The sequence below is a fragment of the Hydrogenophaga sp. genome (assembly GCF_011390835.1).
Lineage (GTDB): Bacteria > Pseudomonadota > Gammaproteobacteria > Burkholderiales > Burkholderiaceae_C > Hydrogenophaga.
In genome coordinates this window covers 30,829-48,685 of record NZ_JAABRQ010000016.1, presented here as the reverse complement: position 1 = coordinate 48,685, position 17,857 = coordinate 30,829, and the positions used below count along the sequence as shown (strand labels likewise).

Annotated in this window: 20 protein-coding genes; 16 read left to right on the top strand and 4 right to left on the bottom strand. The window is 64.7% G+C overall.

Features of this window, described 5'->3' with window-relative positions; genetic code table 11:
* The 5 genes from GPT34_RS11060 to GPT34_RS11040 are packed head-to-tail and all read left to right on the top strand — an operon-like array spanning position 1 to position 4,619.
* Entirely contained in the window at positions 1-462 is a 462-nt protein-coding gene (locus GPT34_RS11060) for a cytochrome c class I (protein WP_291012209.1), read from the top strand.
* Positions 462-1,829, top strand: a complete 1,368-nt coding sequence (locus GPT34_RS11055) for an NAD(P)/FAD-dependent oxidoreductase (RefSeq protein ID WP_291012207.1) — start codon at positions 462-464, stop codon at positions 1,827-1,829. The genes GPT34_RS11060 and GPT34_RS11055 overlap by 1 nt, the downstream gene beginning before the upstream one ends.
* A 14-nt stretch (positions 1,830-1,843) precedes the next feature.
* Positions 1,844-2,647 (top strand): c-type cytochrome, encoded by an 804-nt coding sequence (locus tag GPT34_RS11050; RefSeq protein WP_291012205.1) that lies wholly within the window; start codon positions 1,844-1,846, stop codon positions 2,645-2,647.
* Between the two features lie 10 nt (positions 2,648-2,657).
* Positions 2,658-3,260, top strand: a complete 603-nt coding sequence (locus GPT34_RS11045; RefSeq protein WP_291012202.1) for a class I SAM-dependent methyltransferase — start codon at positions 2,658-2,660, stop codon at positions 3,258-3,260.
* A 30-nt stretch (positions 3,261-3,290) separates the two neighbouring features.
* Entirely contained in the window at positions 3,291-4,619 is a 1,329-nt protein-coding gene (locus tag GPT34_RS11040; RefSeq protein ID WP_291012200.1) for a DUF3422 domain-containing protein, read from the top strand.
* A gap of 54 nt (positions 4,620-4,673) precedes the next feature.
* Here the strand turns inward: GPT34_RS11040 and GPT34_RS11035 are convergent, their stop codons facing one another.
* The gene (locus GPT34_RS11035; RefSeq protein WP_291012198.1) at positions 4,674-5,447 is read right to left on the bottom strand and encodes a DUF4395 domain-containing protein; all 774 of its coding nucleotides are present in this window, start codon (positions 5,445-5,447) and stop codon (positions 4,674-4,676) included.
* A 92-nt stretch (positions 5,448-5,539) separates the two neighbouring features.
* Complete coding sequence (locus GPT34_RS11030) at positions 5,540-6,904, bottom strand: sigma 54-interacting transcriptional regulator (protein WP_291012195.1); 1,365 nt, start codon at positions 6,902-6,904, stop codon at positions 5,540-5,542.
* A gap of 274 nt (positions 6,905-7,178) precedes the next feature.
* Here GPT34_RS11030 and GPT34_RS11025 point away from each other — a divergent pair, with 274 nt between their 5' ends.
* The 11 genes from GPT34_RS11025 (at position 7,179) to GPT34_RS10975 (ending at position 15,153) form a co-directional block, all read left to right on the top strand.
* Complete coding sequence (locus GPT34_RS11025; RefSeq protein ID WP_291012193.1) at positions 7,179-8,591, top strand: cytochrome ubiquinol oxidase subunit I; 1,413 nt, start codon at positions 7,179-7,181, stop codon at positions 8,589-8,591.
* A gap of 10 nt (positions 8,592-8,601) precedes the next feature.
* A complete protein-coding gene (gene cydB / locus GPT34_RS11020) occupies positions 8,602-9,606 on the top strand; it encodes a cytochrome d ubiquinol oxidase subunit II (protein WP_291012191.1) in 1,005 nt (334 codons plus the stop codon).
* On the top strand, positions 9,603-9,767 hold the full coding sequence (locus GPT34_RS11015; protein WP_291012189.1) for a DUF2474 domain-containing protein: 165 nt from the start codon (positions 9,603-9,605) through the stop codon (positions 9,765-9,767). The genes cydB and GPT34_RS11015 overlap by 4 nt, the downstream gene beginning before the upstream one ends.
* 74 nt (positions 9,768-9,841) lie before the next feature.
* Entirely contained in the window at positions 9,842-10,459 is a 618-nt protein-coding gene (gene petA / locus GPT34_RS11010; protein WP_291012186.1) for a ubiquinol-cytochrome c reductase iron-sulfur subunit, read from the top strand.
* 91 nt (positions 10,460-10,550) lie between these two features.
* Positions 10,551-11,204 carry a hypothetical protein gene (locus GPT34_RS11005; protein ID WP_291012184.1) on the top strand — a complete coding sequence of 218 codons (654 nt, stop codon included), beginning with the start codon at positions 10,551-10,553 and terminating at the stop codon, positions 11,202-11,204.
* Positions 11,201-12,337 carry an FAD/NAD(P)-binding oxidoreductase gene (locus GPT34_RS11000; RefSeq protein WP_291012182.1) on the top strand — a complete coding sequence of 379 codons (1,137 nt, stop codon included), beginning with the start codon at positions 11,201-11,203 and terminating at the stop codon, positions 12,335-12,337. The genes GPT34_RS11005 and GPT34_RS11000 overlap by 4 nt, the downstream gene beginning before the upstream one ends.
* Positions 12,334-12,762, top strand: a complete 429-nt coding sequence (locus GPT34_RS10995; protein WP_291012180.1) for a group II truncated hemoglobin — start codon at positions 12,334-12,336, stop codon at positions 12,760-12,762. Before GPT34_RS11000 ends, GPT34_RS10995 begins: the two co-directional genes overlap by 4 nt.
* A gap of 126 nt (positions 12,763-12,888) precedes the next feature.
* Positions 12,889-13,365: a hypothetical protein gene (locus GPT34_RS10990; RefSeq protein ID WP_291012178.1), complete on the top strand. Its 477-nt coding sequence runs from the start codon at positions 12,889-12,891 to the stop codon at positions 13,363-13,365.
* A 36-nt stretch (positions 13,366-13,401) separates the two neighbouring features.
* Complete coding sequence (locus GPT34_RS10985; protein ID WP_291012176.1) at positions 13,402-13,863, top strand: PaaI family thioesterase; 462 nt, start codon at positions 13,402-13,404, stop codon at positions 13,861-13,863.
* 365 nt (positions 13,864-14,228) lie between these two features.
* Positions 14,229-14,459 (top strand): hypothetical protein, encoded by a 231-nt coding sequence (locus GPT34_RS10980; protein WP_291012174.1) that lies wholly within the window; start codon positions 14,229-14,231, stop codon positions 14,457-14,459.
* The gene (locus tag GPT34_RS10975; protein WP_291012172.1) at positions 14,449-15,153 is read left to right on the top strand and encodes a class I SAM-dependent methyltransferase; all 705 of its coding nucleotides are present in this window, start codon (positions 14,449-14,451) and stop codon (positions 15,151-15,153) included. Before GPT34_RS10980 ends, GPT34_RS10975 begins: the two co-directional genes overlap by 11 nt.
* A 6-nt stretch (positions 15,154-15,159) precedes the next feature.
* Here the strand turns inward: GPT34_RS10975 and sulP are convergent, their stop codons facing one another.
* Together sulP and GPT34_RS10965 are read right to left on the bottom strand one after the other, a co-directional pair.
* A complete protein-coding gene (gene sulP, locus GPT34_RS10970) occupies positions 15,160-16,890 on the bottom strand; it encodes a sulfate permease (protein ID WP_291012170.1) in 1,731 nt (576 codons plus the stop codon).
* 51 nt (positions 16,891-16,941) lie between these two features.
* Positions 16,942-17,838 carry an MBL fold metallo-hydrolase gene (locus GPT34_RS10965; protein WP_291012168.1) on the bottom strand — a complete coding sequence of 299 codons (897 nt, stop codon included), beginning with the start codon at positions 17,836-17,838 and terminating at the stop codon, positions 16,942-16,944.
* Positions 17,839-17,857: the final 19 nt, after the last annotated feature.

Below are 17,857 nucleotides of genomic sequence, written 5' to 3'. Positions count from 1 at the left end.
ATGAAACAACCACTCGACATGTCGACCTTGCCACCGGTGCGCCCGTCGCTGCCGTGGCGCCAGGTCTTGGTCTGGACTCTTCTGGTGGCACTCGGTGCCACTTCGGTGGCCACGTTGGCGGTGCGGGCCATCGCGCAGACCTCGTCCATCCCGGTGACCGTTGCAGCCGCAACCGCACCCCCGGCCAGCGAGCCGCTGATTTCGGGCGAAATGATGGCCCACGGCTGCGCCGCCTGCCACGGCACGCTGGGCCGACTAGGCGACGAGTCCTTCATGCCCTTGGCCGGCATGCCGGTGCGCCAGTTCGTGACCACCATGACCGACTTTCGTGAAGGTCGACGTCCGGCCACGCTCATGAGCCACGTGGCCCAGGGCTTCAGCGACACCGAGATTCGCGCCATGGGCGACTTTTTCGTTGCCGTCCCGCCCCAGGCGGCACCCGCATCCAAAGGAGGTCAGTGATGGCCCACGCTGATCTTTCCAAGTCATCCCTGTCGCGTCGCGACTGGCTGACGCAGGCCCTCGGCCTGCTTTCGGTGGCTGCGGCGCCCAGTCTGTCGTTTGCCGCCGGGACCGCCCGCATCGTCATCGTTGGTGGCGGGGTGGGGGGTGCCACCACGGCAAAATACCTCAAGCTGTTCAACCCGTCGCTCAAGGTCACGGTGATCGAGAAGAACCCGGTCTATGTGCGGCCGTATGGCTCCAGCGAGGTGCTGAACCAGCACGCCACCATGGACGAACTCCAGGTGAGCTACGACGCGCTGCGAAGCACCTACGGCATCAACTTCGTGTTCGACACCGTAACCGGCTTCGACCCGGTCGCGCGCACCGTGAACACCGCTGGCCGGCAGAAGATCGCCTACGACCGACTGGTCGTCTCCCCTGGCATCCAGTTGCTCTACGAAAACTACGCCGGTTACAGCGAGTCAGTGGCGCGCACCGCCGTGCCTTCGGGCTGGATTCCTGGCGAGCAAACCGCCTTGCTGGCCAAGCAGCTGCAAGGCATGCGCCAGGGCGGCACCTTCGTCATCGCGGCGCCACCCAACCCCTACCGTTGTCCGCCCGGCCCCTACGAGCGCGCCGCGCTCATGACCGAGTGGTTCGCGAAGCACAACCCGACGGCCAAGGTCATCATCGTCGACCCGAAAGACAGCTTCGTGACCGACCAGACCATGATGCTGGGCTGGAACCGGCTCTACAAGTTCAACCTTCCCACCGACTACGTGCAGAAGATGCAGGATCAGGTGGAGGTGAAGCAGCACAGCGGCACCAGCATGCTGAGCTGGGTGCGTGGCAAGGACGGAGGCCGCACGCTCAAGATCGATTCGAAGAACATGCGCATCGAGACCGAGGCCGAGACCATCAAGGCCGATGTGATCAACGTCATTCCGCCCATGAGGGCCGGGCAGGTCGCCATGACCTTGGGACTGGCCGATGGCAGCGGCTTCTGCCCGGTGGATCGGCGCACGTTTGCTTCCACGCTGCAGCCCAACGTGCATGTGATTGGCGACGCCTGTATTGCGGACGCCATGCCCAAGAGCGGTTTCTCCGCCAACAACCAGGCCAAGGTGGTGGCGCGCGCCATCGTCGAGGAACTGGCTGGGCGCAGCGCGCCTGAGCCCCTGTGGGAGAACACCTGCTACGCGCTGGCCGGCAAGGACTATGGCCTGTTTGTTGCCGACGTCTTCAAGATCGTTGACGGCAAGATCACACGCATCAACACGAAGCAGCGCTACCTGCCGCTGAGCGCCACGCCAGCCCAGATCAAACTCGGCGCCCGCTACCAGCAGGCCTGGTTGCGCACCTTCACCGCCGACTGTTTCACCTGAACGGAATCCGTCCCATGACCCACGATCCTTACCTGGAAGAACTGGCGGCAGCCACCGATGGCCTGCTTCGTCGATCGCTCGGCGCGATCGCTTTCGCCGCCGTCGCTTTTTCAGCCGTCGCTTTTTTGATCGGTCTGTCGGCTGGCAGTGCGCTGGCCACCGAATCGACCGACAGCGCCGCTGCGAAAGGCTGGACGCCCGCCACCTTGCGCCACGCCCTGGCGGCGTTGCCGGCCGGTGACGCGGTGCGCGGGCGGGAAGTGAACCAGCAGCTGTTCTGCGCCTCCTGCCATGGCGACAACGGCGTGGCGCCCACCCAGAACTGGCCGCACCTGGCCGGTCAGAAATCGGCCTATACGGCCAAGATGCTGCTCGACTACCAGAGCCGGCTGCGACTGGAGGGCAAGCGGGCAGAACTTATGCACGACATTGCCGTCATGATGACGCCGCAGCAGATCGCCGATGTCTCGGCGTTTTACGCCGGCTTGCCGGCACCGGGCGACGACGGTACGCCGCGCCCCTCACCCCGAGGTGAGGGCATGAGCGCAGCGCAGCTGGTGCGCAAGGGCGACCCCTCACGCCTTCTCACACCATGCGCCAGTTGCCATGGTGTGAAAGGTCAGGGCGGCAAGCTGGAAGCGTCGGCCTTGGCCGGGCAGAACCCGCTGTACTTCACCCGCACCCTGCTCGACTACCAGAGCGGCGTGCGTTCGAACGACGCGGCCAAGGGCATGAGCACCTTTGCGAAAAAGCTCACGCGCGTTGAAATTGAGGCACTGGCGACCTATTACGCCGATCTGCCCGAGCGCAATCGGTAGACTGCTGGCGATGAACTTCTGGGATCAGAGCTTTTCCATCAGCGGCTACAAGTACGGCGTCGCACCCAACGCTTTTTTGGTGGAGCAGCAGGTGCGCTTCAGGCCGGGTGGCGATGTGCTGGTCCCAGGGGACGGTGAAGGCCGAAACGGTGTCTGGTTGGCCGAGCAGGGTCACCGGGTCACGGCCATGGACGGCTCTGCCGTGGGCCTGACCAAGGCGCAGTCGCTCGCCAGCGAGCGCGGGGTCGAGCTGCGCACCGTGCTCGGCGACCTCGCGGACTGGGAGCCGGAACCTGCCTGTTTCGACGCGGTGGTGCTGGTGTTCGTGCATTTGCCGGCCGCCATCCGGGTCGGGGCGCACAAGCGCCTGGCTGCTGCCCTGCGTCCGGGCGGCTGGTTGCTGCTGGAAGGTTTTCATCCACAGCAACTGCAGCATCGCAGCGGGGGTCCAAAGGACCCAGCCATGCTGTTCACCCCCGAGTTGCTGCGGGACGACTTTGCGGGTTTGCTTGAGGAGGCGCTGGCCTGGCAGGGCGAGGTGGTGCTGGACGAGGGACCGGGTCACCAGGGGCTGGCGCACACCACCCGCTGGTTGGGCCAGGCTCCTGGCTGAAGGACCGCTTCTGCCTGCACAATGCCAACCATGCAATCCCAGCCCACTTCTTACCGACCCCTGCCAGCCGACGATGCCTTGCGCATCGAGCTGCACAACGAGGTGCACGCCCGCCCGCCAGCGCGCATCCGCCTGCCGGCGCTGGTGGTGTTTGTGGCGGTTTTCAATGACGGCATCAGCCGCGAGCAGGAGTGCGAGCACCTGCGCAGCCTGCCCGGCCAGGAAAGCCTGACGCCGGCCGACCTGCAAGGCCACTTCCTGCGCTTGCGGCTGCCGGGCTACACGCTCAAGTGGGAGCGCCACACCGAGTTCAGCCGCTACTCGCTGGTGCAGCCGCTGCCCGAGGAGGCCCGGTTGGGCACGCGCGACCCCGAGCTGCTGTCGCACTTGGTGTTGCCGGCCGACTGGCTGGCTTCGATCCCGGGTCGCACCTTCGTCGCGATCAAGCTCATCATGCTGCACGGCGACCTGAGCGAGCCGCAGCAGACCCTGGCGCTGGCGCGCACCTGGCTCGGCGAGCACACGGTGGTGGCCTCGCAGATGGGCAACAACGGCCACTCCATCGTGGCCACCGACTTCATGCTGCGTGACAGCGGTTTTGAGCGCATGCTGGTGGTCGCGCCGCCTGAGACCACCGAAACCCGGGCCGGCCGCATCTCCCAGCGCCTGCTGGAGATCGAGACCTACCGGCTGATGGCCTTGCGCGGCCTGCCGGTGGCCAAGCAGCTGGGGCCGCTGCTCGCGGAGAGTGAGCGGCAGCTGGCCGACATCACCGCCCAGCTGGAGAACAAGGGCGCGACCGACCAGGCCCTGCTGGACACGCTGGTGTCGCTGGCCGCCGGCGTGGAGCGGGCCACCGCGGAGCACGCCTACCGTTTCGCCGCCACCCGGGCCTACGACGCGTTGGTGGTCCAGCGCATCGCCGAACTGCGCGAGCAGCCGATCCCGGGCACGCAGACCATTGGCGAGTTCATGCAGCGCCGGCTCTCGCCTGCCATGGGCACGGTGGCCGCCACCGCGCAACGGCTGGCCTCGCTGTCCGAGCGCATCAGCCGGGCAAGTGCCTTGCTGCGCACACGGGTCGACATCGCGACCGAAGTGCAGAATCAGCAGCTGCTGGAGAAGCTCACCAGGGGCCAGGAAATGCAGCTGCGCCTGCAGGCCACGGTGGAAGGCCTGTCGATCGCGGCCATTTCGTATTACGTGGTCAGTCTGCTGCTGTATCTGGGCAAGGCGGGCAAGGCTGCTGGCCTGCCCATCAACCCGGAAATCCTGGCTGGCGCTTTCATCCCGCTGGTGCTGTGGGGTGCCTGGCGCACCACCCGCCGCATCCACGAAAAGCTGCGCAGCCCGGATTGACGGTCCAGCCCCAGGCAGCCTTGTGCGCTCGCAGGTCGGACGATGGCGTGCTGGTCAGTTGCAGTGGTTGTGCTGCTTCCACTGCGCTTCGTGACCCAGCCAGCGGGCGAAAGCCGGCACCTCGCAGCGCCCGGCCTCTGCGGAGCCGGCCGCGCCGGCCGAAGCGCTGAGCCCCATTTCCTCAACGGTGGCCATGTCGTCGAAGCCGCCCAGTGAGCCACCGGTCTGGTCGACCCAGCGCGAGGCCAGCACCATGCTGCCCGCAAAAGCCACCAGCACCGCCATCTGCGCGACACTCAGGCCAAGACCAAAGCGCGGCTTCGCCGGCACCTCGCACACGCCGCCCGGGCACAGCTGAGCCTGGTCGCGGCTGAACAGGTTGTAGAGCTTGCAGCCCAGGCAGATGCCAAACGCCGATTCAAAGAACATCAGGGTCAGGCAACTGCCGCAGACCAGCATGTTCAACGGCCCCATCATCTGGTGCAGCACCATCAGGTACAACATGGTCAGGCCCAGCAGCAAGCCCAGACCCCAGGCAAAGCGCTTCTGCGGTGCACCCACCCACTCCGGGTTCTGATTGCGCACGATCCACTGCCCCACGATCATGCTGGGTGCCCAGCGCGGGTTGACCATGCGCAGGCTCATGTCGGTCAGAAACACGATCACGAACAGCCGCGTGGGCTGGTAGTTGCCCAGCAGGTAGGCGTTCATGAACGAGGCCATGGCGGCCACGAAAAGAAGACCCGCCGCGGCGCGCACCGCCCGCTCGTTGACCACCCGCACCGGGTAACCGTCTACCTGCTCACCAAACGCGAAGAATGTCTTCATGATATTTGATCCGAATATGCGCACATGGTAATTTGAATAGGGCGGAAGCGCTATGGGGTAGACGCAGGGCCAGAGACGCAGAGCGCTCCCGTTCAGGAAGCAGCGGGCGCGTCCTTGGCGCCCAGAGACTTGATTTTTCTGTAAAGCGAGCGCTCACTGACTCCCATCCTCGCCGCCAGTTCGGCCCGACTGCCGGTGTGTGTTGCCAGCGCTGCGCGAAGCGCGGCTCGCTCTAGGGCCTTGAAGTCGGTAACCGATCCCACGGAAACGTCGGGGGTGGGGGCCTCCGGCGGCCGTGGGTCAGGCCGGCCGGTGCCGCCTGCCGGGCGGCGGCCGGTGTCGATGGCCTGCTGCACATGCTCGGCCTCGATCAGATCGCCGTCGCACAGCAGCGCCGCGCGCTCCAGCAGGTTGCGCAGCTCGCGCACATTGCCAGGAAACGCCTGCGCATCGAGCAGTCTCAGCGCGGAAGCCGTCAAGCGCAGGTGGCGCGGCGCTGCGACCCGTTGCAGCAGCGAGGGCGCCAGGAGTGCCACATCGCCGGTACGATCGCGCAGGCTGGGCAGCCGGATCGGGAAGATCGACAGCCGGTAAAAAAGGTCTTCGCGGAAGCGGCCGTCGGCCACCATCTGGTCCAGGTCTCGGTGGGTGGCCGAGACAACGCGGATGTCGGCATGGCGCAATTCGGTGCTGCCCACGCGGCGGTAGGTGCCGGTCTCCAGCAGCCGCAGCAGCTTGACCTGCATCGGAAGCGGGATGTCACCCACCTCATCCAAAAACAGCGTGCCACCGCTGGCCGCCTCCACCAGGCCGCCCTTGGCGGCGTTGGCGCCGGTGAACGCGCCGCGCTCGTGGCCGAAGAGCTCGGATTCGAACAGCGTCTCGGGCAGGCTGGAGCAATCCACCGCCACCAGTGGCTTGCCCGCGCGCGGACTGGCTTCGTGCAAGGCCCGCGCAACCAGCTCCTTGCCGGTGCCTGATTCACCGAGCAGCAGGACGGTGGCGCGCGACGGTGCCGCTCGCGCCACCAGCCCCAGCATCCGCTGGAACGCATCCGAGCGCCCGATCAGTCCCTGTGCCGCCGGCTGACCCTGGGCCACGCGCAGCGGCTCCATCTTCTCCACAAAAAACGCCGGCTCACCGTCTGGCCCGGGCAGCGGCGAGAGCTCGATGTTCACGTACTCTTCGCCCTGGGTGGTGTGGTGCAGGTGCAGCACACGTTCTCGCTGGCCCGAGACCAGCGACTGCGCCAGCGGGCAGGATTCCCCGGCCTGATCACAAGGCACCGAAAAGTTGTGCGAGACCTCGTGGCAGGTGCGCCCGACCACGTCGCGCTGGCCGCCGTAGGTGCGCCGGTACGCCGCGTTGGCCGCGAGGATACGGTACCGCGCATCGAACAGGATGTGAGGCTCGGGCAGACCTTCAAGAAAGGCGGTGAGTTCGGGCAGGGGTTTCAAGGCGTGTTCCGGGGTATGGTCAAAAATGGCGAGCCACTGGCATTCTCTGCCAAAAATGGCAGTGCTGGCGGCAGTGGCAGAGAAACCCCCTGGCGGGCTCTGTCGAAAGACCATTGAATTCATTGCGCTTTTCCGTGCGCGGTCGCGAGGCACGGATCTTGATAAGCAATGGGTGATGAATATTTCCGTTGCCCGTCGCACAGACCCCGAATGCGGGCCGCTTCAGACTGCAGAGCAGATTCAGACAAGCCCCGAATGACGCAAGGACCCCAAGATGTTTGATGTAACCGACGCGCTGCTGCTGGCGCGAATCCAGTTCGCGTTCACGGTGAGTTTCCACTTCCTGTTTCCCGCCATCACGATTGGTCTGGCCAGTTACCTGGCGGTGCTCGAAGGCCTCTGGCTAAAGACCGGGCGCGCGGACTACATGAACCTATTCCGCTACTGGATCAAGATCTTCGCGCTGGTGTTCGCCATGGGGGTGGTCTCGGGCATCGTCATGTCGTATCAGTTCGGTACCAACTGGGCAGTGTTCTCCGACAAGGCTGGCCCGATCATTGGTCCGCTGATGGCTTATGAGGTGCTGACCGCCTTCTTCCTCGAAGCCGGTTTCCTGGGCGTGATGCTGTTCGGCATGAACCGGGTGGGCAAACGACTGCATTTCACCGCCACACTGATGGTGGCTTTGGGCACTTTTGTCTCCGCCTTCTGGATCCTGTCGGTGAACAGCTGGATGCAGACCCCAGCGGGCTACGCGATGAACGCCAATGGTCAGTTCATTTCCGCTGGCAGCTGGCTGGCCATCATCTTCAACCCCAGCTTTCCCTACCGGCTGGTGCACACCCTCTCGGCGGCCTACCTGACCACCGCGTTCCTGGTGGGCGCTGTGGGTGCCTGGCACCTGCTGAAGGACCGCACCAACCCGCGCGCGCGCCTCATGTTTTCCATGGCGATGTGGATGGCGGCCATCGTGGCGCCGCTGCAAATCGTGCTGGGCGACATGCATGGCCTGAATACGCTGGAACATCAGCCCGTGAAGGTGATGGCGATGGAAGGTCACTATCAGAGCCATCCCGAAGGTGCGCCGCTGATCCTGTTTGGCATTCCGAACAGCGCCGAAGGCCGTGTGGACTACGCGGTGGAAATCCCGAAGCTGTCCTCTTTGATCCTCAAGCACGATCTGAACGCTCCCATGACAGGACTGGACGCCGTGCCTGTGGCTGACCACCCACCGGTGGGCACGGTGTTCTGGGCGTTTCGTATCATGGTCGGGCTGGGCTTCCTGATGGCCGGGTTGGGCATGTTCAGCTTGTGGGCCCGCGCCAGGGGACGGCTGTACGAGTGGAAGTGGCTGCATCGCTTCGCCCTGGCGATGGGCCCGTCGGGTTTGATCGCGGTGCTTGCTGGATGGATCACCACCGAGGTGGGCCGCCAGCCCTGGACCATCCAGGGGCTGATGCGCACGGCGGAGTCAGCCTCACCACTTGCCGCTCCCGCTGTGGCGGTATCGCTGGTGGCCTTCGTGGTCGTGTATTTCGCGGTGTTCGGCGCCGGGGTGATCTACATCCTCAAGCTGATGGCCAAGCCACCCGTTGAGCATGAGTCTGCCCCTCCCAACATCCCCGCGCTCGCAGCCGGCACCACGCCCGCTGTGGCGCTGCGGCCCGGTGTGCTGGCCACCAAATAAGGGGATCACCATGAACATCGATCTGACCATCATCTGGGCCCTCATCATTGTGGTGGCCGTCTTCATCTATGTGGTGCTGGACGGTTTCGACCTGGGCATCGGCATCCTTTTCAACACCTTCCAGGTGGGACACGACCGGGACACCGCGATGAACAGCATCGCGCCCGTGTGGGACGGCAACGAAACCTGGCTGGTGATGGGCGGTGGCGGGCTGTTGGCGGCCTTTCCGCTGGCCTACGGCCTGATCTTCTCCGCCCTTTATGCACCCATCATCGCGATGTTGCTGGCCCTGGTGTTCCGGGGTGTGGCGTTCGAGTTCCGCTGGCGCGATCCTGCGCACCGGGGTTTCTGGGATTTCGCGTTCACAGGCGGATCGTTGCTCGCCGCGTTCTCGCAGGGCGTCATCCTGGGTGCGTTGCTGCAGGGGGTGGCCATCAGCGGACGGGCGTACGCCGGCGGCTGGTGGGACTGGCTGACACCTTTCTCGTTGCTCACCGGCGCGAGCGTGGTGGCAGCCTATGCCTTGCTGGGATCCACCTGGCTGGTGATGAAGGCCGAAGGCGCTCTGCAGCGCCAGGCCCGGGCCATGGCCTGGTGGCTGGGTGGCGCCAGCCTGGCCGCCATCGTCGCGGTCAGCATTGCGACCCTGTTTCTGAGCGCAGACTACTTCAGCAACTGGCTGAACTGGCCCAGCATCCTGTGGGTGGCACCGGTACCCATCCTGGTGGCGCTGGCCAGCGCGGCTTTCGTGCGCAGCCTCAGGGCAGGCCATGAGGTTGCCCCATTCCTGCTGACGCTGGGCATTTTCCTGCTGTGCTTCGTCGGCCTGGGCATCAGCGTGTTTCCCTACATCGTGCCGGGCGCCGTGACGATATGGGACGCGGCCACCGATCGAAGCGGGCAAATCTTCATGCTCTGGGGAACAGCCCTGGTTCTGCCCATGATCCTGGGCTACACCGCCTGGTCCTACTGGGTATTCCGCGGAAAGGTCAATGCGGACGGGTACCACGCATGAAGAACCGCTTTTTCCGCTGGCCGGACATCAGCATCACCCGCCCCGATGAGCCACTGCAACCTTTGTGGAAGCGACTGCTCTGGATGGCCGGTATCTGGGCCGCCAGCATCGGCTCGCTGCTGGTCGTGGCCATGCTGCTGCGCCTGGCGCTGAAGACGTAGCGCATTGCTCACGATGCACTGCGCGCTTCGTCGCCAACTCACCCGCCCGCCGGTCACAAGGCAAGGAGCCAGACATGCAAACCGTCCCGACTTTTCCTCAGCCCATCACACCCGGCGACCCGCAGCGCCGCACCTGGCTGCTGGCCTCCAGTGCCATGGGCGTGGCCGCCACAGCGGCTGTGGCGATGCCCTTCGTGTCCAGTTTTGCCCCCAGCGAGCGCGCCAAGGCACAGGGCGCCAGCGTGTCCATGGATCCCGCAGTGGTGGCACCCGGGCAAGTCAAAACCGTTGAATGGCGAGGCCAGCCCGTGTGGGTGATGCGCCGCACACCCGATATGTTGACCACCCTGGAGGACATGCAGGGACTGGCCGACCCCTATTCTGAAAAGCCACAGCAACCCGCTTATGCCACCAATGCGCATCGCTCGATCAAGCCCGAGTTGTTGGTGACCGTCGGAATCTGTACCCACCTGGGATGTTCCCCGGTGACCCTGCCCGAAGGCACGGCCAATGCCAGCGTACCACCCAACTGGAAGGGTGGCTTTTTTTGCCCCTGCCATGGATCGACCTTTGATTTCGCAGGCCGCGTGTTCAGGAACAAACCAGCGCCCACCAACCTGGTGGTGCCGCCACACCAGTACCTGGCCGACGGCACCTTGCTGATTGGTGAGGATGGCCCCGGCGCGGCCTGACTCTTGCCGGAGAACATCATGTGGTTTTTCATCTGGATGCGCGGTGCCGGGTTCGTGCCGAGCTTCGTCCTTTTGCGCTGGGAGCCCTGAAGTGCTGTTTCGCATCCTGCACGATGAGCGCCGCAGCGAGCTGAGCTACCTGCTGGCCGATGTCGAGGCGCGCGAGGCGGTGGTGGTGGACCCGCACGGCCCGGACCTGCCGGTCCTGCAGGCTCTGCTGGCTGAGCGTGGCCTGCGCCTGCGCTGGGTGTTGCGCACGCACCATCACGATGGCCTGCATCCGCTGGAGTTTTCCTCGCTTGGCCAGCTGGAGGCCCCGGTGATCCAGGGCGAGGCGCGGCCCGGCGCCCACACTGTGTCGCACGGCGAGCTGTTGCCGTTCGGCAACGAGTTCCTGCGGGTGCTGGCGACGCCTGGCCACACGCCCGATTGCATCAGCTTCATCTGGCGCGATCGCGTGTTCTGCGGCGGCCTGCTGTCGGTGGACGCCTGCCCGCACCAGCCCCAGCCCGCGCAACCTGAGGCATTGTGGGACAGCGTGACGCAACGCATCTTCACCCTGCCTGACGAGACGCTGCTGTTCGCTGGCCACGAACGCCACTCTCGCGCCGTGACCACGGTGCACGAGCAGCGGCGCTGGCACCCCTTTTTTGCCGCGACCTCGCGCGACACCTATCTGGCGCGCGTGACCGCATTGCAGGACAGCGCCTCAATCGCGCCAACACCACGAGCCTTCAACGCATGACATCCCCTTCCCGCATCACCATCATCGGCGCCGGCTTTGGCGCGCTTTCCAGCGTTCGAGAAATCCGTCGGCGCGACACCCAGGCCGAGATCACGCTGATCGCACCCCGTGCCGAGCTGCACTACCTGCCCGGCATCATCTGGATTCCGAGCGGTCTGCGCACACGCGAACAGCTGATCGTGCCACTGGACAATTTCTTCCAGCGCATGAACGTAAGCCACGTGACGGCCGAGGTGACCGGTCTGCGCAACGGCGGTCGTCTGGTGGACACCACCAGTGGTGAAATTCCCAACGACGCCCTGGTGATCGCCAGCGGCGGGCGTTTCATCAAGAAGCTGCCCGGTATCGAGCACGCCATCACGCCTTGCGAAGGCATTGCGGCTGCCGAAAAAATCCGAGATCGTTTGCAGGCCCTGCAGGGAGGCACCATCGCCGTGGGCTTTGCCGGCAACCCGAACGAACCCAGCGCGGTGCGCGGTGGCCCGATGTTCGAGTTTCTCTTCGGCATCGACGAGCAACTGCGGCGAGAACGCCGGCGCGACAAGTTCGAGCTGGTGTTCTTCAATCCGTCCAACGAACCCGGGAACCGGCTCGGCCCCAAGGCGGTGCAGCACCTGCTCGACGAGATGGAGCGTCGCGACATCCGCACGCGCCTGGGTCACAAGATGAAGGGGTTCGAATTCAATCGCGTGCTGACCGAAGGCGGATCGTTCCCGGCCGATCTCATCCTGTTCATGCCCGGTATGACCGGTAACGCCTGGTTCGATCAGACTGATCTGGCGAGATCACCGGGTGGCCTGCTCAAGGCCGATGCGCAGTGCCGTGTCGCCGGGACCGAGCACGTCTACGTCGTGGGTGACTCGGGCAGCTTCCCAGGTCCGGACTGGATGCCCAAGCAGGCCCACATGGCCGACCTGCAAGCGGCAGCCGCCGCGGAAAACCTGCTGGCGGGTTTGCGCGGCGACACGCCTCACGCCACCTTCAAGGTCGAGCTCATTTGCATCATCGACGCCATTGATCACGGAACACTGGTCTTTCGCAACGCGAAGCGCCAGATCATCCTGCCTTCGACCCGCCTGTTCCACTGGGCCAAGCGGTTCTTCGAAGGTGCTTACCTGAAGAAATACCGATGACCACCATTCAAACAACCGTTACGCCTTATGAGGCGCTCGGTGGAGCGCCAGCGCTGCATCGCCTGGTGAATCGCTTCTATGAGCTCATGGACACGCTGCCCGAGGCCTATGCAGTTCGGCAGCTCCACCCCGAGAGCCTGGCAGGCAGCGCAGAAAGTCTGTTCGAGTTCCTGTCGGGCTGGTTCGGCGGGCCTTCGCTCTACATCGCCAAAAAGGGCCATCCGCGGCTGCGCATGCGCCACGCGCCCTATGCCATCGACCAGCGCATGCGCGACGAGTGGATGCTCTGCATGACACAAGCGCTCAACGAGCAGGTCATCGACACCGATCTGCGTGACGGCCTGATCCACACCTTCGCCCAAATGGCCGACCACATGGTGAACACCGAAAGCCAAGGTGGATGCCCCGCCCAGATGGCCCGTTGAGGAACCCGGACGGGCTGGCCCATGCACCTGGGTGAACCTGTTCATGGCACCCATTGGTGTGTCTCAGTGCGCGGAAATGACAGCCGCCGGCGATCGTTTCCCTTTCTTTACGCTCCTTTTTAAATCATGAATATCCAGTCTCTGCTCGTCGCTTGCGCCATCGCGATGCCCGTCGCCTCATGGGCCGAGCCGCCCACGACGGGTCAGATCATGCCGTCCGTACTCGTTCAAGACCAGCACGGGCAAACCTGGCGCATCACTGCGAACACCCGTTTGTTGCTGTTCGCAGCCGGACGCAAGGCTTCCAATCTCGCAATGGAAGTCCTGGGGCAGCAACCCAAGGGTTTCTTGGCCGCGCGCCATGCGCTCTACCTGGCCGACATGAGCAAGATGCCCGGGTTCATCACGCGTACGTTTGCGCTGCCCTCGCTCCGTGAACAGCCGTTTGAGGTGGGTGTGGTGCTCGATGAAAAACGGTTGACAGACTGGCCGCGCCAGGAAGACGCGGTGACGCTGATCCGACTGGAGGCTGGTCGGGTCGTCGCGGTGGAATACGCCGCCAGCGCCGAGAGCCTGCGAGGCGCCCTGGGGCTCACGCCATAGGATTTCCATCAACCACCACTCTTTAGGAGCCCCTCCATGGACGCATTCCAAGACCACTATCCCGAAAACGTATCGCACTGCTACGGCTGCGGCAGCCACAACACGCACGGCCACCAGATCAAGACGGTCTGGGAAGGCGATGAAACCGTAACCCGGTTTCAACCCGAACCGTTCCACACCTCGGTGCCGGGCTTCGCATATGGCGGGCTCATCGCCTCGTTGATCGACTGCCACAGCACCGGGACTGCGGCGGCGGCCATGTACCGACAAGCGGGGCGCGACCTCGATTCTCTGCCCCCGTTCCGTTTCGTCACCGGTTCATTGCACGTGGACTTCCTCAAGCCCACACCGCTGGTTGAACTGGAAATTCGCGGCAAGGTGAAAGAGATCAAAGGCCGCAAAGTGGTGGTGGACACCACGGTGTTCGCCGGTGGCGTGGCCACCGCGCGGGGTGAAGTGGTGGCGGTGCAGATGCCCGAGAGCTTCGGTCAGTCCTGAATGCACAACGGCGCCCGGAAGGCGCCGTTGTGTGCGGGATTGGCGGCGCCCAGAAACCCAGCGTGTGCATGCCCGGCGTGAGCAAGTGGGCCGCCACATCAGCGGGCTTGGCCGCGCCCACGCCGGAAATCAGGTCGCTGGCCTTGAGCCCCGTGTCGGGCAGGTAGAGTGCGCACACCTCCACCGCAGCACCACCCTTGATCAGGCCTTCTAGCATGTGCTGTGGCGTGACATCGCGAGGCTTGAGTCTAGGCAGCTCTTTGCCCAACACGGCAGTATCCGCCGCCGCGTCGCACAGCAGCACACGCATTTTGGCTTTCTGTTCCAGCGCCTGGCCGGCCAGCACCAGACCGGCGCCCTGGGCCATGGCGTTGCCGCTGTGGATGTTCACAAACAGGCTTTCGGCCTGCGCCGCGCCCGCCACCAGCAGCGCTGCGGCGCCCAATGTGATCAGCTTCTTCATGTCAAGAATTCATTGGGTGAATGGCAAGGAACTGATGTTCATTGATACTCTGACGGGCATCCATGAAAACACACAAAGTGGTACTTTTTCCCGAGCAGAGTCTCCCAATGAATTCAAGCTGTTTGAACCCTGATCAGTTGCCGATCCAGAACAACGAGCTTGATGTGCTCAACGAGCTGGTGCCGCTGCAGGCCCAGGCCATCATCGAGCTGGGTTGCGGCGCTGCGCGGCTTGCACGCGACTTGTTGCAGCGCTGGCCGCTGTGCCACGTGACCGGTCTGGAGGTCGACGCCCTGCAGCACGCCAAGAACCTGGCGGCGCCACAAGACCGCCTGGTGTTTTTGGCCGCGGGCGCTCAGGCGGTACCGCTTCCCGGTGTGTCGTTTGATCTCGCCCTCATGCTGAAGTCCTTGCACCATGTGCCCATGGCGGCGATGGATCAGGCGCTCGACGAGGTGGCGCGGGTGGTGCGACCGGGTGGCCATTTGTATGTGTCCGAGCCGATCTACGGCGGTGCCTTGAACGAGCTGGTGCGCCTGTACAACGATGAGGGCGTCGTTCGATCTGCTGCTCAGGCCGCGCTCGATCGTGCGCTGTCACAAGGCCAGCATTGGGAAGCCGTGGCCGAAAAACGCTTTGCGCAAGCGCTGCGCTTCGCCAGTTTCGACGACTTTGCCCAACGCATGATGTACCCCAGCTTTGCCGATCACCGCATCGACGAAGCGATGCTGGCGCGGGTGCGCGCCGCTTTCGAGCCGCATAGTGGTGAGCAGGGTGCCGCATTCGTGCGGCCCATGCACGTGCGGCTGCTGCGACGAAAAGCCTGAGTATCCTCAGGTTGACGGCGCGGTCAGCGCGGTGACGGCCTGATGATGGGTGAGAAAAACCTGGCCCGTCAGGTGGTCGAGAAAATCGCTTCGCCGCAATCTGTCCATTACCGGGCCTTTGACCTCGCTCAGGTGCAGCTTCACGCCCGCGTCCTTGAGCCGCAGCGTGATCGCTTCCAGGCTTTCTAGGGCGCTGGCGTCGATCGCGTTGATCGCGTTGCATTGCAGCACCACGTGTTCGATGAGCGGATGCGCGGCCACTTGGGCGGCGACGTGGTCTTCGAGCGGACGCGCGTTGGCGAAGTACAGGCTTTCGTCGACCCGCAGACCGAGCACTTTGGCGTGGGTTTCCACCGCGTGGCGCAGGACATTGCGGTAGTGCTCGGTACCGGGCACGAGGCCGACCGTGGCAATATGCGGCCGACTGGTGCGCCAAAGGTGCAGCAGCAGCGAAGCACCCACACCTGCGATCAGACCGGCTTCAACGCCAACCAGCAAGGTCAGCACAAAGGTCAGTGCCAGCGCGGTGAAGTCGCTTCGCGCATAGCGCCAGGTGCGTGCAAACGTACCGAAATTCACCAGCGTGAGCACGGCCACCACAATGGTGGCGGCCAGTGTGGCCTGAGGCAGGTAGTGCAGCGCTGGGGTGAGCAGCAAGGCCGCCAGCAGCAGGCCGACCGCGGTGAAGACGCCAGCCGCCGGGGTGCGCGCGCCGGCATCGAAGTTCACTACTGAGCGCGAGAAACCGCCCGTGACGGGGAACCCGCCAGTGAGCCCGGCAGCGATGTTGCTCGCGCCGAGCGCGCGAAGTTCAGCGTCTGGCTCGATGCGTTCGCGCCGTTTGGCTGCGAGCGATTGGCCGACCGACACCGACTCGACAAAGCCCACCAGGCTGATCAGCAGCGCCGCGGTGGCGAGCTGTTGCAGCTGTGGCCAGAGCGTGGCATCCATCACCGGCAGCGTGAGCGGTGGCAGGCCGCCAGACACCGTGCCCACCACGCGCAGCCCGCCTTCGTCCAGCCGCAGGGTCCAGGCCAGCAGGGTGGTCACGGCCAGCGCCAGCACCGGAGCCGCCTTGGTGAGCACGTCTGCCGCCAGAGGGGCGAAGCCCAGTGCGCGCAGCCGAGTCTTGAGCGAGCGCCGCACCCACACCAGAAAACCCAGCGCACCGAATCCGATGGCTACCGTGGGACCGTGCCATTGACCGATGTGTTGCCACAGGCTGAGCAGGATCTGCGGCAACGTCTGGCCTTGCAGGGGGATGTTCAGCAGGTGCTTGAGCTGGCTCCCTGCGATCAGCAGGCCGGAAGCCGACACAAAGCCCGAGATCACCGGGTGGCTCAGAAAGTTGGCCACCACACCCAGGCGCAGTGCGCCCATGACGAACAGCATGGCACCACTCATGAGCGCCAACAGCGCCGCAGCGGTGGTGTAACCCACGCTGCCTGACGCGGCCACGCTACCCAGCGCGGCGGCTGTCATCAGCGAGGTGACTGCCGCCGGGCCCACGGCCAGCGTGTTGCTGGTGCCGAACAGCGCATACACCACCAGCGGCGCCATGCTGGCGTACAAACCGGCTTCCGGCGGCATGCCTGCCAGCAGGGCATAGGCCAGGCTTTGCGGGATCAGCATCAGCGTGACCACCGAGGCGGCCACGGCGTCAGCGGTGAAGAGCTCGGCGCGGTAGTGGGGTGCCCAGCGCAGGATGGGCAGCCATTGGGCCAACGGATTTTTCATGGGCGGGGCGGCATCGCAACGCTGCTGGTCTGGTCTGGTGCTCCTGGTGGATCAGACGGCGTTGATCGGAATCTTCAGGTAGGTCATTCCATTGTCCTCCGGGGGAGGCATATGGCCGGCGCGCATGTTGACTTGAACCGAGGGCAGGATCAGCACCGGCATGGCCAGGGTGGCGTCGCGCCGTTGGCGCATCTCGACGAAAGCAGTCTCACTCGTGCCGTCCTGGAGGTGCACGTTGCTCGCTTTCTGTTCTGCCACGGTGGTGATGCTCTGGGGCTCGCGCCCGCTCGGCGGGTAGTCGTGGCAGAGGTGGAGCTCGGTGTTGTCGGGTAAAGCCAGAACGCGTTGTATCGAGCGGTAGAGCGTGGCGGCGTCGCCGCCGGGAAAGTCGCAGCGGGCAGTGCCGTAATCGGGCATGAACAGGGTATCGCCGATGAAGGCGACGGTACGCAACGGGTCCACGCTGTGGTCGCGCACCACATAGGTCATGCAGGCTGGCGTGTGCCCTGGTGTGTGCATGGCCACAGCTTGCAAGCCACCAATGGTGAAATGATCGCCGTCATGGAAGAGGCGGTCGAACTGGCTGCCGTCGCGCGCAAACTCGCTGCCCGCATTGAACAGTTTGCCGAAGGTGTTCTGCACGGTGGTGATGTGCGAGCCGATGGCCAGTTGACCGCCAAGCTGCTCTTGCAGGTAGGGCGCGGCGGACAGGTGATCGGCGTGCACATGGGTCTCCAGCAGCCACTGCACGCTCAGGCCCAGTTCCCTGACGCGAGCGATCAGGCCGTCAGCGCTGCGCGTGTCGGTACGGCCGGATTTGGGGTCGTAGTCGAGCACGCTGTCGATCAGCGCGCACTGGGCGCTTGCCTGATCCCAGACGATGTGGCTGAAGGTGAAGGTGGCGGGGTCGAAGAAGGATTCAACGTGCAGTCGCGATGAGGCGGTCATGGTGGGCAACTCCAGGCAG

Excerpts from the sequence above, each read along its gene's own strand:
- GPT34_RS11060 (WP_291012209.1), top strand. The coding sequence starts at position 1 with ATGAAACAACCACTCGACATGTCGACCTTGCCACCGGTGCGCCCGTCG.
- GPT34_RS11055 (WP_291012207.1), top strand. The coding sequence starts at position 462 with ATGGCCCACGCTGATCTTTCCAAGTCATCCCTGTCGCGTCGCGACTGG.
- GPT34_RS11050 (WP_291012205.1), top strand. The coding sequence starts at position 1,844 with ATGACCCACGATCCTTACCTGGAAGAACTGGCGGCAGCCACCGATGGC.
- GPT34_RS11045 (WP_291012202.1), top strand. The coding sequence starts at position 2,658 with ATGAACTTCTGGGATCAGAGCTTTTCCATCAGCGGCTACAAGTACGGC.
- GPT34_RS11040 (WP_291012200.1), top strand. The coding sequence starts at position 3,291 with ATGCAATCCCAGCCCACTTCTTACCGACCCCTGCCAGCCGACGATGCC.
- GPT34_RS11035 (WP_291012198.1), bottom strand. The coding sequence starts at position 5,447 with ATGAAGACATTCTTCGCGTTTGGTGAGCAGGTAGACGGTTACCCGGTG.
- GPT34_RS11025 (WP_291012193.1), top strand. The coding sequence starts at position 7,179 with ATGTTTGATGTAACCGACGCGCTGCTGCTGGCGCGAATCCAGTTCGCG.
- cydB (WP_291012191.1), top strand. The coding sequence starts at position 8,602 with ATGAACATCGATCTGACCATCATCTGGGCCCTCATCATTGTGGTGGCC.
- GPT34_RS11015 (WP_291012189.1), top strand. The coding sequence starts at position 9,603 with ATGAAGAACCGCTTTTTCCGCTGGCCGGACATCAGCATCACCCGCCCC.
- petA (WP_291012186.1), top strand. The coding sequence starts at position 9,842 with ATGCAAACCGTCCCGACTTTTCCTCAGCCCATCACACCCGGCGACCCG.
- GPT34_RS11000 (WP_291012182.1), top strand. The coding sequence starts at position 11,201 with ATGACATCCCCTTCCCGCATCACCATCATCGGCGCCGGCTTTGGCGCG.
- GPT34_RS10995 (WP_291012180.1), top strand. The coding sequence starts at position 12,334 with ATGACCACCATTCAAACAACCGTTACGCCTTATGAGGCGCTCGGTGGA.
- GPT34_RS10990 (WP_291012178.1), top strand. The coding sequence starts at position 12,889 with ATGAATATCCAGTCTCTGCTCGTCGCTTGCGCCATCGCGATGCCCGTC.
- GPT34_RS10985 (WP_291012176.1), top strand. The coding sequence starts at position 13,402 with ATGGACGCATTCCAAGACCACTATCCCGAAAACGTATCGCACTGCTAC.
- GPT34_RS10980 (WP_291012174.1), top strand. The coding sequence starts at position 14,229 with ATGGCGTTGCCGCTGTGGATGTTCACAAACAGGCTTTCGGCCTGCGCC.
- sulP (WP_291012170.1), bottom strand. The coding sequence starts at position 16,890 with ATGAAAAATCCGTTGGCCCAATGGCTGCCCATCCTGCGCTGGGCACCC.
- GPT34_RS10965 (WP_291012168.1), bottom strand. The coding sequence starts at position 17,838 with ATGACCGCCTCATCGCGACTGCACGTTGAATCCTTCTTCGACCCCGCC.